Consider the following 16,464-nt stretch of genomic DNA (forward strand, 5'->3'; position numbering starts at 1 on the left):
ACTGCCTCATTTTAGCCCTTTTTAGGTATCTTACTGAATCACAATATTAAAGACATAAAGTACTTCATTGTAATATTGACCATCATCGTAGACAAATGATTGTTTGATTGTCATTCTTTCGCCTACCACATTTTTATCTGGGAATTGACCAATATTAAATGTGTAGGAATTACGATCAAATTCAGAGAAAAGTTTTGCTCTAGCTCCCCATGCCACCGTATTTCCTAATTCATCTACCCACATTCCTGGGGCGTTAGCGGTATTAGAACTATTTCTAGAACCATCAGCTTGGATAGCATAAAACCCAACCTTATCCAAAAGCTCATTTTGAAAATCTGCTTCCGAAATCTTTAGTGCCTCGAATATTTCATTCTTATTTACCGGCACTGCTGTAGCAGCGTATCCTGCTCCAAAAGGTAAAGTTACATTCTTGGTAATGGTCGTTGTACGGAAGAAAGGATATCGGTGGTTCAGATTTTTCAATTTGAATTTGATGATATGCGTACCTGGTTTGTAAAATCTAGCTGTGGTAGCTGTATTGATGTGTCTTCCTAAACTGGTATACTCTCCATTTACTCTATAGTTTGAAGTCAGATTGGTATAATCTGTATTGGCAACACGAGCAACTGTTTTTACCGGATAAGGCAAACCTTTGAAATAAGGATATGGATATATGATAGAAGAATCTGTTAATTGTTCTGGATAAAAAGGCGACCAATCCGCAAAACTTGGGAGGTTCGCTCTTTTTAAGACTTCTCCTTCTTTTGGATTGAATGCTTTACCATTTTTGTCCAGCCACATGAAAATGATTTTATTCTCATTTCCAGGAATATAATCAATTGTCACGGTGTAATCATCATTCGTTAGATTACGAACATCCGACTCCGAAGCAAGTGCGGAAGAGGTTGCACTTTTTGAGAAAATGCTATCAGGTTTCAATTCGATTAAGTTAATATTCAAAATCTCATTGTAAAGTTTGGAGCCGGAAACATTGCTCACTTCCAGATCAAGAGTGTATAGTCCCGCAGGTACATTCTCTGTTGCTGGAGTAAGCACTACCTTTCCTCCAGTTTCATTCACCGATATAGCAGGGCTTTTTGCAGTACCAATCAAAGGTGTAAGCTGATCCAAAGTCATAATATTAGCACCTACCTGACCTAAGTAAACGGAATACTCTTGTTCAGCCAAAAAGTCGTTAACCACCGCACCAGTTGCTTTATTACGTACTGCTACTAATTTCACCGTCATGGGTGTCGTACTTCCATTGGCAATCAAAGGATTCGTTGTCACTGCCGATCCTTGCACAGCTTGTAGTTCTGCCATTCCATAGCGCATATTATCATTCAGAAAACCTATGACTTCAGGTTTACAAGAATATACAAAGGAAAGCAGAAGAGCCATTAAGCTTATTGCCCCTATATTTTTCCAATTCATAACTATATGTTATTAATTATTAATTTATTCTAACATTAAATACAAATTCCACTCGCAGCTTCTTATTACTTCGGTTGGTATATTCCAACGCTTGCTTGATAGTGTACGTATCACCCACTGCAGAGCGATTTGGATATTGACCGATAGAGAAAGTCCAAGAGGCAGGCATAAATTCGGAGAATAACCGTGCATTATCACCCCAAGGCACTACTGTACCATCAGCACTAAACCAATGTCCTGGAGCGCTCGCAGTATAATTGGTGTTGAAAGTTCCATTTGGCTCAACAGCCCCAAAAGCAATGCTATTACGTATCATGGAAGGAATTTCATCCGCTTCGAGGGCAAATGTTTCAGCTATCCATGCGCTCGGCACAGTAACCGTAGCTCCAGAATAAGATGAAGCAGCTTTGAAGGAAACTGCATAGGTAAAGCGCAGTCCGTTTTCTAAATCTTCAATCAATGGTCCTGATTCTCCCGACTCATTAAAGTCAGCAATAAACGTATGATAATTATTCAATACGTTAATAACTGTACCTGTGTTGGTCTTGATACCTGTAGTTTGACACAAGACCCTGACATCTGCTTGATCATTGCGATCTACACGTATACTACCGTCTGGAGCCGTTTGATCCGCTTCCCCACGCACTTTGATATAGTACAAGTAATAGATGTCTTGATAAGACCACTGTCCTTGCGGTTGCTTTTGCTTATTATATGCAAATCCATCGATGGAGGTACCATTATTCAGATGTGTATAGCTGGTGTTTGCTGTAGACAAAGTATGTTGTGCATCGCTGTATATATACGCTCGCAAAGAATCCACTTCGATATCACTTAAAAACTGATCAAAAGTATATTCTGCATTTTCGTTTTCCTCTTTGAGCAGAGCTTCTTTGAGTTTGAAAAATCTTTTGATAGAATAATCAGATGGTGCCCAAAAAGTCTTAGCTGAATTAAGCTCATTCTTTAATCCAAAATGGTCTACAATAAGCAATAAGGTGTCAAACATCCCATTGGGGTGTGATTTCAAATAATCGTACGTAGACATGTCTACATATTCACTATGTAGCCCATCGTCTGTGAGATATGCGGCTTTCTTACATGAAGCGAAAGAAATGACGCATACAACTAAAATTAATATTAAGGTTCTCATACTATTTCTTTCTAAAAATTAAAAACCTACCGTCGCCCAAAATGGGGTCTGAATTAATAAAGGATTCTGATTCAACAAGCTTGGATCAAAAGGCCACCTATATTTTCCGCGTTGGAATTGTTCCTGAGACATTCGCGTAGAAAGGAATTCGTAAATGCCATGATGTTTGTACAAGCGTACCATATCATAATAGCGATGCCCTTCTAAGAAAAGTTCACGAGCACGTTCATCAAAAATGGCTTTCATTAACGAACCTGTTCCTGACCAAGTTCCTAATCCCGACATCATTCTGACTTCGTCTAAAAGTGCTTTGGCTTCTGTAGCTCTACCCGTTGCTGCTAATGCTTCTGCTTTAAGCAATTTGATATCTGAAAAACGGAAGATGATGATGTTATTTTTGAATACAGGTACAGCGTTATTTCCTTCTTCTGGATAAGTCAGATTTGAATATTTATTGCAAATCACAAAAGACGTATTGACTGTTGTATCCATCGTAAACTTGCGACGTTTATCAGCTCGATCGTTAAACAGCTCATCTACACGGATTTTGGTTACTGTGAGTTTCGGAGAAGCATGCAATCTATGGTATTTCGGCGTAGCCAAAGTGTAATCGCCAATACCTACACTTGTACCTTCGTTATTAGCACTTTGAGAAATCTCAAAAATTCCTTCTGAAGATTTTCCATTGAAAATCGTTTTATAGGCAATACTGTCACGGGAAACATAAAAGTAATTTTCGCTATCAATAATGGAATCTGCTGCTGCGATGGTCGTGCTATAATTACCAACCCAAGCTCCGATATGAGCCTCTAAAGCAAAAGCAGCTCCTTTATTTGCACGTACGGCAAAATCAGCATTCACCAAATTCTTCCAATCCAATAATTTCTTCGCTTCCTGCAAGTCTTTGAGACTTTGTTCCATTACTTGTTCTGGAGTGGCAGCAGGTTGATTCTCTGCATAAATTGGTGCAATCGCTTCTGTTAATATAGGTACACCGCCCCATATTCTTCCTAAATAGAAATAAGTAAAAGCACGGATATAGTACGCCTCACCAAGTAAAAAGTTCTTCGTTCGTGCATTATCAAACACACTATTATCCATACTGCCCACATATTTAATCACGCGGTTCGCTTGATCAATAACTTTATAAAAGTTGTCATAGCGACGGAGCAAATACATGGCATCTCCCGTATTAGAGGCCGCCAAAGATAAGCTCCAGTTCATATTCACCACATGGCTATAAGGATAGGTATTGGAAGAACTAATTTCGTCCGAAGCTAAGTCGCCATAGGCATAATGGGCAATTCCATAACCACCATTTAATGCTGTGCGTAACAGCGCATACATTCCAGCTACTGCTGAATTGGCATCATTCTGAGTTTTCCAAAAGTTCTCATCCGTAGCTTCGCTTTTGGGTTCTAAATCTAAAAACCCTTTACAGGATCCCATAAAAATGAGGACGCCCGTTATATATAATATTAATTTACTTCTTTTCATCTCTGTGCTATTTACTATAAAGAAATATCAATTCCGAAAGTCCATTTTTTAGGGATTGGGTAACCATTACCTGTAGAATATCCATTAGGTTCCACCGCTTCTGGATCAGGCACTGTGGACCATGAAAAAATGGCTATATTGTCTAATACTCCATATAAACGTAATGATCGTATGCCAAAACGTTTAGAGAAAGCTTGCGGAATATTATACCCCAGGCGTACATTTTTGATACGCACGAAACTTGCATTCTCTACGAAAGTACTATTAGCGATGTGCCAGTTATCTACAGCATTACGGAATAATGAAGGATATTTTGCTACATCCCCCTCTTTCATCCAGAAGTCCGACATATTAAAATCACCAGCGATAGCTGAATTAAGACCATAAGTAGAATATATATTTGCAGCACCTGCATCTTGCAATTTGTCTGATACATACCCATTCCACAAGGTGCGTCCAAAAACGAATGTTGTCAATGCGGATAAAGACCAATTTTTGTAGGAAATAGTATGTGTCATACCCCCCATAAAATCAGGGTTAGGATTACCCATATCTACTTTATCATTATCATCAATAATATAATCGCCATTGTTGTCTTTTCTTCGCGGATCTCCAGCTTGATACTGTGTACCTCCAGCTGAACCATGACGGATACGATCTCCTGTCAATGGATTAACAGGCACATCAGCATTCGTAGAATATACGCCATCTACTTCCCAAACTTTGAAAGGATAGAGTGGCATACCTACATTTAAAGCTCTTTCCATCCATGTCGGACCTACTTTAATTTCACGGCCGCCATCAGGTAATGAAGTCACATAGTTACGGTTATACGATATATTGAAGTTTGTATTCCATTGGAAAGGAGAACTTTGTCTCATATTTCTGGAATTGATGGTAAACTCCACTCCTGTATTACGAACACTAATGAAATTCGTAGAAATAGTCGAATACCCAGAGGTAGCTGGCATTTGAAGGCCGTAAACTAAATCCTTGCTATCACGTACATAATAATCTGCATTAATGGAGATACGATCATTTAACATATTGATGTCTATACCCGCATTAAACTGTGGCGAGCGTTCCCATTTAATTGTTGCCGATGTTGCGGAAGTTCCATAATTTGGATAGGAAACATTCGTACCATTATATGTAGAGACGTTGCCTCCTCCCATGCCATTATCCATTACTGATCCGTAATAAGCTCCGCTATATCCTAACATCGTATAATGTGCATATTCAGAGCCTGGATCTCGACCTGTCAAACCGTAACTACCTCTAAATTTGAAATAGCTGATAAAGGATTCATCTTTATTAAAGAACTCTTCTTCTGAAATAGCCCATCCTGCAGAAATAGAAGGGAAGATACCCCATCTATTTTCTTTACTATAGCGCGATGAAGCATCCATTCTATAACTTGCGGATAGCAAATATCTATCTTTGTAATCGTAGCCAAATCTTCCGAATATGGACATGCGAGAGCGCTCACTTATATACGAATTACCGTATAAGTTTGCTCCCGAACCAATACCAATTATGGTTTTAATTGATTCACTATTCAAACTTCTACCCCATAGATAGCTGGTGTTTGCGACATTTTTTTCTAAACCAAATCCCAATACGCCCGATACCGTATGTGCCGAATTGATTAGCTTGGCATAGTTGAAATAACTTTCCCATTCCCAACGTCTATTTTGATTTACCCAGTTTTCTGCAACGTTTTGAGATCCTGTTAACAATCTTGGTCTATATAAATCACGTGTGTTATTATTGACATTGAATGAAAATTGAGAACGTAATGATAATTCTGGAAGAAAGAATTTCTTAACTGTTCCTGCTAAATTTCCGTTTATATTGGTGCTTCGATCATCATCCAATAAGCCATCATAACGCCCCGTATATACTTGCTCTTCCAATTCTCCTATTTGCCAAAATGAAGATGGGAATCCCCAGGTGGTAAATGGATATTTCGAACCATCACCTGAACCATGCTTACCTTTGGTAAATCCAGAAAATAGGTTGGTTTCGAATTGTAGGTTTTCTATTGGATTGACTTGCAAGAGCAAACGCGGTGTCAAGTTTTTATTCTCGTATCCCATCATTACCCCTTCTTCGTAATAATGCTGAACTGAGATCCGGTACAAAAATTTCTCCATCGCTGAACCAATACTGAAATTCACGTTGGTAATAGGTGCAGATTGTAAAAACAATCCCTGCCAGTCTGTAGCATGATTAAATGAAGGATTCAAACTATCGGTTAGCATTTGGTGAATTTGATTGTCATTGAACCAATCGTATTGGCCACCTGCATACAATAAAGCCATTTTCATTCTCCGTTCTGCAGCACCTACTGTAATAGGCTTCATCGCTGGTCTACTGGAAATACCTGCATAAGTTGCTACACGGATTTCAGGAACCCCAGCAGCGGGTCTTTTTGTTTTGATGATGATAACTCCATTTGCCGCACGTGCGCCGTATATAGAAGAAGCAGAAGCATCCTTCAGGATGTCTACCGATTCAATATCATTAGGATTGATCGCTTGCAAAGGACTGGCTTCCCCGTAAGCTGCCCTAATATCACTCACATCATAGATAATACCATCAATGACGTATAATGGAGCTTGAAGCTGGTTATCCGCCAAACCTAAATTGCTCGAACCCCGAATATTGACAATATTATTGGTACCTGGTTCACCGGATGTACTTAACACCGTTAATCCCGCTACACGACCTTGCAACATGGCATCAAAAGTTGCATAAGGCGTATTTTCAAACTCCGCTCCTTTAACAGTAGAAACGGCACCAGTCATTTTTCGGCGTTGTACATTTTGATAACCAACTACGACTGTTTCTTCCAAACTCGTTGTAATGTCATCAAGAATAACATTTAATACGTTATTGCTTCCAACTTTAGCTTCTTTAGTTTGATAGCCTACACTTGTAAACTGCAGTACTACATTTTTGGTCGTGACTTTAATTTCGTACGCCCCGTTGTCCTTAGTTTTGGTACTAGCAGAACTGCCCATCTCTTTGATGCTCACTTCTCCTAAAGGTTGCCCCTGCCTATCCCGCACTACCCCTTTTACAGTTTGTTGGGCGAAGACATGAACCGACCCTAATACTATCAGAAGCATCAGCAGATAGCCTCTAATCCTAAATAGATACAAATTCTTCATTAGTTTATAATTTGATTAAGATAATTTGCGATTGGTTGTAGACTATATTTTAGACACACAGACTTTATTAATACTGTATATTTTCTTACGTTTTTTGAAATATCAAACCTTGTTTCAGTTTCTAAAATATGTTTTCACCTCAAGTAAAAAATCCGTATCGGCTCAGTATTCCAAGAAATTGGTTAGATAGTTTCGGAAATAATTAAAAAATGTCGTTTTGACATTTAATCAAATTTAGTGCTTTATCGCGCTGTTAAAACTTCGCATTTTCACTAATTATGAACTAATTTTAACCTGAAAAATACGATCCTTTACTGCCATATTTCGATGTCTGTGAATTTGCCAAATCCATCCTGATTATTAGTCGCAATTTGATAGATACCGACTTGCAATACTTCATTATTCATATCCGTCCTGACGATTGGCAATTTTGAAAGATCATTCCAATGCACCCCATCTTTAGATGTTCGTAAGAAAAACATATCACCCATTTTTTGTACTTGTATGTAGGGCTCAAACTGCAATCCTGTACCATTGTTGCCTTCATTATGCATTCTTTGTCCAACACTACGCCACAGATTTCCTAAATTCCAACCTGTAAGGATGGTATTGTTTATATAAGAATTTCCTTTTGCAGTACGAATCATAATGCCTGCTTCGCTTGAAGTTCTAGTTTTGCTCTGAAGTCCTGCCACATCCTGAACTTTTAGCTGAATAGTAAAATCACCTTTAATTTCCTTATACATAAATGGAGGAAGCAAATCATTTGATCCCCATTTGGTATGTTTTGAGCCTAGATGCCAAACATTCTTTTTCAGACTAATAGAAGTTTTGGTACTATCTATATGAGAAGATACTTGCATATTGCCCCAGTAAGGAATTTTGGCACCACCTAAACTGTATATTTCATCATTTGGCACATCCTCATTGTATTTTGGCTTAACAGCACTAATGACACAACTGGCTGGTTTACTTATATTACCAAACTGATCTTTCATGAAGACTGTCAATATAGAATCCACCGATTGAGGTTTAAATAATATAAATGGCTCCTCCTTCCAATCGGTATACTTACCATCTATGTAAAAAGAATATTTCATGTCCTTTGCCTCATCCTCCACGTATGCAAAAGCATCATACTGGTTGATGTAGCGACACACATCTTTAAATTTTGGAATGAGAGATACGATTGGCGAATTCAATTTATTTTCCCATATGGCATAATTGGAGGCTATTGTGGTAGCATCAAAAAGTGAAGGATATACATTAATAAAATGTATGGGAGTGCTCACAAGAAGTTTAAAATTATCGATAATCTGGATTGCTTTGAATTTTTTAGTTTTAATTGATTTACCATCCTGAAATACCGTTATTTTTCCTGAATTGTTGAGATATACATAGTGCCTCCAAATATTATTCTCAAAAACATCTAATTCAATGGTATATTGATTCGACTTTAATATTTCCGACAAATATGAATCTTCTACTGTGTGGAGCTCAAAGGCCGTTCGATTTCCGACAATATTTACTTTTGCGTTTTGAAGAGTAACCATGTGTAGATCCACGCTTCCATTATTACGAACTTGTTTTATTGTACCTATTGATAGTTCTTCCGACTTCAACGAAAAATAAGAAGGGTCGGATTTAAAACTTGTTATTTCTTGTTGAATAAAGTCAGCTGATACGGCTGTATTATAAATTTTCAAATCTGCTAGATAACCCGAAAAATGGTTGTCTAACAAATCAGACGATCCAAGAATAAAGTGGTCATTTGGTTTAACAAACAGCATTCTGTTCTGCTCCTTCTGCAATTCACCATTTACGTAAATTCGCTCCATATAGCCATCAAAAGAATAGACAATATGATTCCATTGATCTTCTTTGGGTGTAGATTTAAACCCTAAATCTGGCCAAGCGCCATGTGTCACTGCACCTTTATTGGTATCCGAACCGACACCAAATACCGCTCTTGTTAAATCTTGTGTTCCTTTAGAATATGCCAACACATCCTCATAACGTCCCACAGTAGGATTATTTACCCACATAGAAACTGTAAAGGGGTTATTTCCGATCAGATTAGTGGGAACTTTAAAGGTGGATTTTAATGTTTGCTGCCCATCAAAATAAAAAGCTTTTTTGCCGTAAAAGGTCTTAACGATTAATGGACTTTGTCCTTTAAATTCGCCGCCCAAAAGACCTTTATTCGGGATGGAAGTATACGAAGATGCTTCCTCCAAATTTTTGGGTTGAATGTGCACCAGTTGCCCAACAATAGATTCGGGTGTTGGCATAGGCTGTGGCTCAGACCACAGCGTATGTTGCGGATAGGTTTCGCTATACACTTTAATATTCCAAATCCCTTTTGTTAGTCCTGGATGCTGGGTGTTCACAATATGCACGCGAACGTAACGCGCTTTCACATCAAAGTGTTCTAAAATTGGACTAGCCCAACGATTGTTTTTAGATTGATCAGCATATAAAGACCATGTATTACCATCCGTAGAGGTTTCTATGCGATATTGGTACGCATAGGTAGGATATTCAAACTGCAAAAGGACCGTTCGGATATCCGTAACCTTTTCCAAATCCACCGTGATATAGCCTGGGAGATGATTGTCTTTTGCGCGCCACAAGGTTCCATTATTATCGTCTGCTACAAAAGAAGGTTTAAAATCTTCATTATAGAAAGAAGATGCTGATACAGGTTTTTTATAAGCAATATTTTTTGGGAAGTTTGAATTCTTAATCAATGTACTTACGCCTTGATGCGTGGGAACAATCTTTTTTATTGTTCCATCGGCTTCGAATAGCATTTCATCTACGGCAATTTGACGGTGAAATCCTCCCCCTGAAAATGGATTGTTGTGACGATGATATACTATAAAATATCGCCCATTCTCTTCGATTAAACTATGATGACCAGGGCCGTGAATCGTGCCATCTTCATTGGTATATAATATGGGGTTATTAGTCGCATATTCGAAAGGTCCCATAGGCCCTACTTTGCTCATAGCATATTGTACTCTATACGTGTGATCCTCACAATGCCCTGATGAATACATAAAATAGTAAATACCATTACGTTTAAAAACATAAGGTGCTTCAAAAAAATCTTTTGCATCCGTATTAGGAATCAGTTTGATTTTTTCGAAAGTTCTCATATCGGAATTAAGCAATCCTACCGCACAACCATGATCCGGATATATTCCCCAAGTACCCCAATACATATATATTTTGCCATCATCGTCCGTAAAAGTCTGAGCATCCAATGTAATTACACCCGGAATCATATAGTTAGGGATAATAGATTTTCCATCGGAATTCATCGGAGTCCATGGACCAGTTGGACTTGTAGAAGAAGCAGCATAAATTTCTACAGGTTGGCTATAATACAAATAATACTTTCCATCATAGCCTTTAGTCATATCGGGTGCCCAATACCAATGAGTATTCGGCCAATTCATCGGCTGAATAGTCCAGTTCAAAAAATCTTTGGATGTCCAAACTTGCGAAGGCCCTAAACCTCCACCATTGCCATCTGTAGTAGCATAAATATAATAGGTATCGCCAATCTTTTTAATCGTAGGATCAGCAAAATAACCCGGAAGAATAGGATTTAAATTCCCTGCCTTAATATGCTCTTGACCTAGAACTAACTTGGAAAGGAGAATTAATGCGCTTAGGAAAATAAATATATGCTTATTCATGGCAGTTGCAATTGGTATATGAAGTTACTTCATGCAACAAGATGTTGATTACCAGATTTTAGCGTAAAGCACTCTATTTTTATCTATCTTATTTACAATCGATTCAAAAACAAGAAAAGATTCCACGAGGGAATCTTTTCATTGTAAATCTATTTTAATATACATTCCAAGCTGGAGGATCCACACCGATAAGGTGTTTCACGAAGAAATCACGACGCTTTCTTTCGCCATAATCTCCACCCGAAGAATGTCCCATTCCTGGAACAAGAATCAGTTCATGATCTTTATTTGCTTTGATTAGTGCATTAGTTAATTGATAAGTCGAAGAAGGGTCTACATTGTCGTCCACCTCTCCTACAATCAACATCAATTTACCTTGCAAGCGATAAGCATTTTCTACATTTGAACATTCGGCATATTCTGGTCCAACCGGCCAGCCCATCCACTGTTCGTTCCACCAAATTTTGTCCATTCTATTATCGTGGCAGCCACAAGACGACACCGCAACTTTATAGAATTCTGGATGAAATAATACGCCACCCGTAGAGCTCTGTCCTCCGGCTGAGGTACCATAGATCCCTACACGATCAATATCCATGTAAGGATACTTTTGTGCAGCGGCTTTAATCCACTTTATACGATCAGGGAAACCTGCATCTTTCAGATTTTTCCATGCTACGTTATGGAATTCTTTCGAACGATTGGAGGTTCCCATGCCATCAATTTGAACCACGATAAATCCTAATTCTGCAAGTTCCTGCATACCACTTGGATTTGCATTGAATGTTTTCGGAACGAAAGAACTGTGTGGACCAGCGTAAATATATTCGATGACAGGATATTTTTTATTAGGATCAAAATTCGTTGGACGAACAATAATTCCCCAAATATCATATTTGTTATCTCTGCTTTTTGAGGTAAAAACCTCAGCAGCTTTCCATCCTGACTCAAACAGTTTGGATTCATCTCCTTTTTCCAATTCCATCACAATTTTTCCTGAATGATCACGTAAAACTGTTACAGGTGCCTTATTGATTAAAGAATATTGATCGACAAAATACGAGTAATCTTCATTGAAATATGCCGTATGATTCGCCTCTTCTTTTGTCAGTTCCTTCAAATTTTTACCATCAAAATCAATTTTATAATAGTGAATTAGATAGGGATCTTGATTCTTAATTCTGCCACTACCTTCAAAGATGATCTTACGATTTTTTTCATCTACATACACTACCTTACGTACCACCCAATCTCCTTTTGTGATCTGATTAAGCACTTGCCCCGTTTCTCCATCGATGCGATAGAGATGATTCCAGCCATCTCTTTCGGAGGCCCAAATGATTTCTTTACCATCATTTACATCATATCTATATTTTTTGCCACTATAGTCGATGAAAGTGTTGCTTACCTCATTGATGATGTATTTAGTTTGGCCATTTTCCGCATCCAATTTTACTAGAGCATATTGCTGATGACCACGTTTGTTGAATTCAAATACTATACTTTTACTATCCTCACGCCAAGACAACGCGCCAATTGAAAATTGGTTATCTATTAATTGCTTGTCTGCCACAAAAACCTTGTTTGTCTCTATATTGCAAATTGCAGGATAATATTGCGGCAGAGCGTCGCCTGGTTTAGCGTAATGGCGTGTTTGCAATTTTGGTTGCAATTGATCAGTAGGTGAAGATTCCAATAAAGTCAATATACGCACATCCTGTTTTGTTGTTCTCACTCCAACTATTTTTTTGCTATCAGGAGACCAGAGGATATGTGCAGAATAATATTCGCCAGGGCTTCCGTCAAAAGTTAATTGTTTTTCGGATTTAGGATCGTCTACCAAAGCATAATAAAGATTATGGTTTTTGATATAAGCCGTTTTCTTTTTGTCGGGGGAAGTTACAGGTCTTCCTTGAGTGTCATCACGACGCTGACCCCAATAACCTCCAGATCTTTGATTTTCTTCTACGTCACGTACTTTCTTCAAGGAGGAAGAACTTCTATTCCACTGCCACAATGCGTTATTATAAGCAAATTCAACGGTGTCCTTCCCTAACAACTTAATCGAATAGCCATTCAAAGAATTAATATCCACTTTTTGTCCAGAAGCTTTTTCTAATTGATCAGCTAAAGCTTTATTATCAAATAGCTGTTCCTTCTTACGGGCGTTGGCATCCACCCAAACAAACTCTTTGCCTTCGGAGGTTCGCTGCTCGTAGAGAAAAGCATCCCCTTTTTTATTCCATTTGATATTTGTAGGGATATAATAAAGTGCATCGGATAAAGCTGCTCGAAATTTTTTAGAACGCTGATAATCTTCCAGAGTTCCTTGTGCAAATACGGTAATTACGTTTGCAATAAATACAATTACAGGTACTATTTTCCTAATCATTTTTATTTGATTTTATAAGGTAATAAATGGGTATGCCTAATAGCGTAATCACAGCTCCCAATATAGAATAGGTCGGTTTGAATAATAAGAGTGACACAATAAATGCCACGCCCAAAATGATGTATAAAACGGGTAAAACAGGATAACCAAACGCTTTGTAAGGACGTTCCAGATCCGGTCTTTTTCTTCTAAGACGAATGACTCCATAAATAGCCAACACATAAAATACCACCACGACACAGGTAATCATATCAAGTAGGTCCCCATATTTCCCACTCATACACCACAATGCTGACACTAACCCTTGTATCCATAAAGCATATCCTGGCACAGAAAATTTATTCAAGCCTTTAGCTTTCTTAAAGAATAAACCATCTTCTGCCATTGAATAATAAACCCTCGCTCCAGCCATGATAAGTCCATTGTTACAACCGAACGTGCTTATCATAATCATCACAGCAAGAATAGTAATCCCAACAGGGCCAAAAATTTCTTGAGCAACACTCATCGCTACACGATCTTTCGGTGCATTGACCATGGTATTCAAGTCCAACACCGAAGTATACATCAAATTGGTTAGTAAATAAATGATCGTAACGATGATAGTACCTAAAGCCAGACTTAATCCGATATTTCGTTGGGGATTTTTGATTTCTCCAGCTACAGAAGAAGATGCATGCCAGGAATCACTACTAAATAAAGCGCCTACCATTGCGGCTGAAATCGCACCGAACGCAGCAAAAGTGCTGTAATTTTCAAAAGTTCCATCGACATTCAGCTTTCTTAACGTCCACGTATCTGTTGAAAACCAATTTAGATTCCATACCTCATGTTTGAAGGCTAAAAAACCAAATAAAACCAACAAAGACAAACTCAACAGTTTGAATAAAGTCACACTAGTCTGCACCCATTTCCCTGCATTCACCCCACGTGAATTAATAAATGTCAGCACAAGAATTACAACTATGGACAAGCATTGTGCTGAAGATATTTTGAAGCTCCCTAAGTTCAACAAGATGACGTCTTCGTCCAAAACTGGAAATAAATAAGCCGTAAATTTTGCAAAAGCAACACCCACCGCCGCAATTGTTGCAGTTTGGATCACGGCAAAAAAGGTCCAGCCAAACACGAAGCTGACCAAAGGATTGTAAGCCTCACGCAGATAAACATACTGTCCTCCTGCTTTGGGAAACATGGCACTTAATTCACCGTAAGTGATTGCAGCTATTAAAGTCATGATACCACTCAGGGTCCATACTATCATCATCCAGCCTGCAGAACCCGTATTGCGAACAATATCAGCTGTCACAATAAAAATCCCTGAACCTATCATACTGCCGACCACAAGCATGGTCGCGTCTAATAAACTCAAGGACTTTTGAAAGATTGGTTTGTCTGTTGCCATCTTATTATTTTTTGAATTGGTAAAATTTCCAAGATGTTTGATGGTCTGGCGATAAGTTTTGATCGGTCAATATCGCTCGCAACATTTCCATAGGCATATAATTTTCTTTAATCACCCGATCATGAAATTGTTTATAAGTCATCTTACCCGAATCTACCACTTCTTTCTTAATACTCATCATCTGCAAACCGCCAACTAGATACGCTAATTGATAAAGCGGACCGTACGAGCCTTCGAAAGAACGCTTTACTTCACCATGGGCATTTGCACGCTCAAATCCAACCCTGTCCACCAAGTAATCTATACATTGCTGTGGCGTCCAATCACCTAAATGAAACTTGATACTAAATTTTATACGCGCACAACGGTGCATGCGCCAGAATAACATACCTATTCGTTCTTCTGGTGTATGAGCAAAACCTTTTTCGTACATCAATAATTCCCAATACAAAGTCCATCCTTCTGTCCAGAATGGCGTATTGAAAGCTCTTTCTCGATAAGGTTTGTATCTTCTGTTCATGAAATATTGCAAATGATGACCCGGATTGAGTTCATGTTGAACTGTTCCACGCGAAAAATAAGGATTGTTTCCGCGCATACTCATCAACTTTTGCTCCTGCGTCATGGTATTTGTCGGATAGGAAATACTGATTTCTCGTCCCCCAGTAAAGAAAGGATTTACTAACTGACGCTCTGCCGTCATCATGATCATTCCCCAAGTTTCGTCCGCTAAGGATGGAATATCCATCAAATCATGTTTGCGAATAAATTCTTGTGCATCGTTATATAATTTCAGAATGAGTTCAGGTTGTCTTCCTTCAGGAACATACGTATTTTTAACTTTTTCCTGAGCAGCTTTCCAATCTTTACCAAATCCCATTTCTTGAGAAGCTTTTAACAACTCTGCTTCACACCAAGCGAATTCTTGATCCGCCAATCTCAATAAATCATCTGTCGTATAAGCAATCATTTCATCTTGGAGTTGCTTATTGAAAGCTTCCTTGCCTATAGGTGCTCCACCAATATTACTTCCATCATTGAAAACCTTCCAATCACTTTTTTCCGCGATCAATTTACTATACGCAGTCAATTCTTCCGACAATTGTTTGTATGGAGTTGGTACCCACCAGGTAAACATCGGATCGTATTCATTGTAAAAATCAAAGGCACTGGTCAAGCGCAACTTTAAAGACGTTATCACTTCTTTCAAAAATTCCACATCTTTATAAGGAATAGTAGGTACGCTTTTAACCTTTTCAGCAGCTTCTTTTACTTGCTTTATAGCTGTCTGAAAACTTTTAGCTACTTCTTCCCCATTTATTGTCGTCCCTCTTCTTCTTAATTTTTCGAAATCATAAATAATTTGATCGAAAGGCACATAAATTTTTAATCGTTCATATGTTTTCAATTGCTCCTGCAAACCCTCCATATCAAACTTCACTTTCCTATTTAGGAGAATATAATCCACCTGACCGTTTGTATTTAGCTGCGCATAAGGAAAATCCTTTAGCTTTTGTAGATATTCCTTATCCAGCGTAATAAGACGTTGAATTTGTTCAGGAGACTCTGCTGCAGCTTGATTCCCCCAACCCTTAGGCATAGGACCATAAAAATAATTGATAGCTTGCTGATCGTGACCATATTGAATCACGAGTGGTTCTATGGGGGTGGTATGTTGATATAAGTCTTGAGCCATCACA

Annotated in this window: 8 protein-coding genes; all 8 read right to left on the bottom strand. The window is 38.3% G+C overall.

Annotation, left to right across the window (positions count from 1 at the left end; genetic code table 11):
• Positions 1-30: 30 nt before the first annotated feature.
• Complete coding sequence (locus H8B04_RS03505; protein ID WP_165291158.1) at positions 31-1,434, bottom strand: DUF4859 domain-containing protein; 1,404 nt, start codon at positions 1,432-1,434, stop codon at positions 31-33.
• Between the two features lie 19 nt (positions 1,435-1,453).
• Positions 1,454-2,587 carry a DUF4859 domain-containing protein gene (locus tag H8B04_RS03510; protein ID WP_190301466.1) on the bottom strand — a complete coding sequence of 378 codons (1,134 nt, stop codon included), beginning with the start codon at positions 2,585-2,587 and terminating at the stop codon, positions 1,454-1,456.
• Between the two features lie 18 nt (positions 2,588-2,605).
• Positions 2,606-4,084: a RagB/SusD family nutrient uptake outer membrane protein gene (locus H8B04_RS03515; protein ID WP_223815238.1), complete on the bottom strand. Its 1,479-nt coding sequence runs from the start codon at positions 4,082-4,084 to the stop codon at positions 2,606-2,608.
• A 14-nt stretch (positions 4,085-4,098) separates the two neighbouring features.
• Positions 4,099-7,260, bottom strand: a complete 3,162-nt coding sequence (locus H8B04_RS03520; RefSeq protein WP_190301468.1) for a SusC/RagA family TonB-linked outer membrane protein — start codon at positions 7,258-7,260, stop codon at positions 4,099-4,101.
• Between the two features lie 311 nt (positions 7,261-7,571).
• Positions 7,572-10,967 (bottom strand): family 43 glycosylhydrolase, encoded by a 3,396-nt coding sequence (locus H8B04_RS03525; RefSeq protein ID WP_190301469.1) that lies wholly within the window; start codon positions 10,965-10,967, stop codon positions 7,572-7,574.
• Between the two features lie 154 nt (positions 10,968-11,121).
• The gene (locus H8B04_RS03530) at positions 11,122-13,359 is read right to left on the bottom strand and encodes a S9 family peptidase (protein WP_190301470.1); all 2,238 of its coding nucleotides are present in this window, start codon (positions 13,357-13,359) and stop codon (positions 11,122-11,124) included.
• A complete protein-coding gene (locus tag H8B04_RS03535; RefSeq protein ID WP_165291152.1) occupies positions 13,352-14,764 on the bottom strand; it encodes an APC family permease in 1,413 nt (470 codons plus the stop codon). The genes H8B04_RS03530 and H8B04_RS03535 overlap by 8 nt, the downstream gene beginning before the upstream one ends.
• A 4-nt stretch (positions 14,765-14,768) precedes the next feature.
• Positions 14,769-16,460 (bottom strand): DUF885 family protein, encoded by a 1,692-nt coding sequence (locus tag H8B04_RS03540; RefSeq protein WP_223815239.1) that lies wholly within the window; start codon positions 16,458-16,460, stop codon positions 14,769-14,771.
• Positions 16,461-16,464: the final 4 nt, after the last annotated feature.

This window comes from Sphingobacterium litopenaei (assembly GCF_014692495.1).
Taxonomy (GTDB): Bacteria; Bacteroidota; Bacteroidia; order Sphingobacteriales; family Sphingobacteriaceae; genus Sphingobacterium; species Sphingobacterium litopenaei.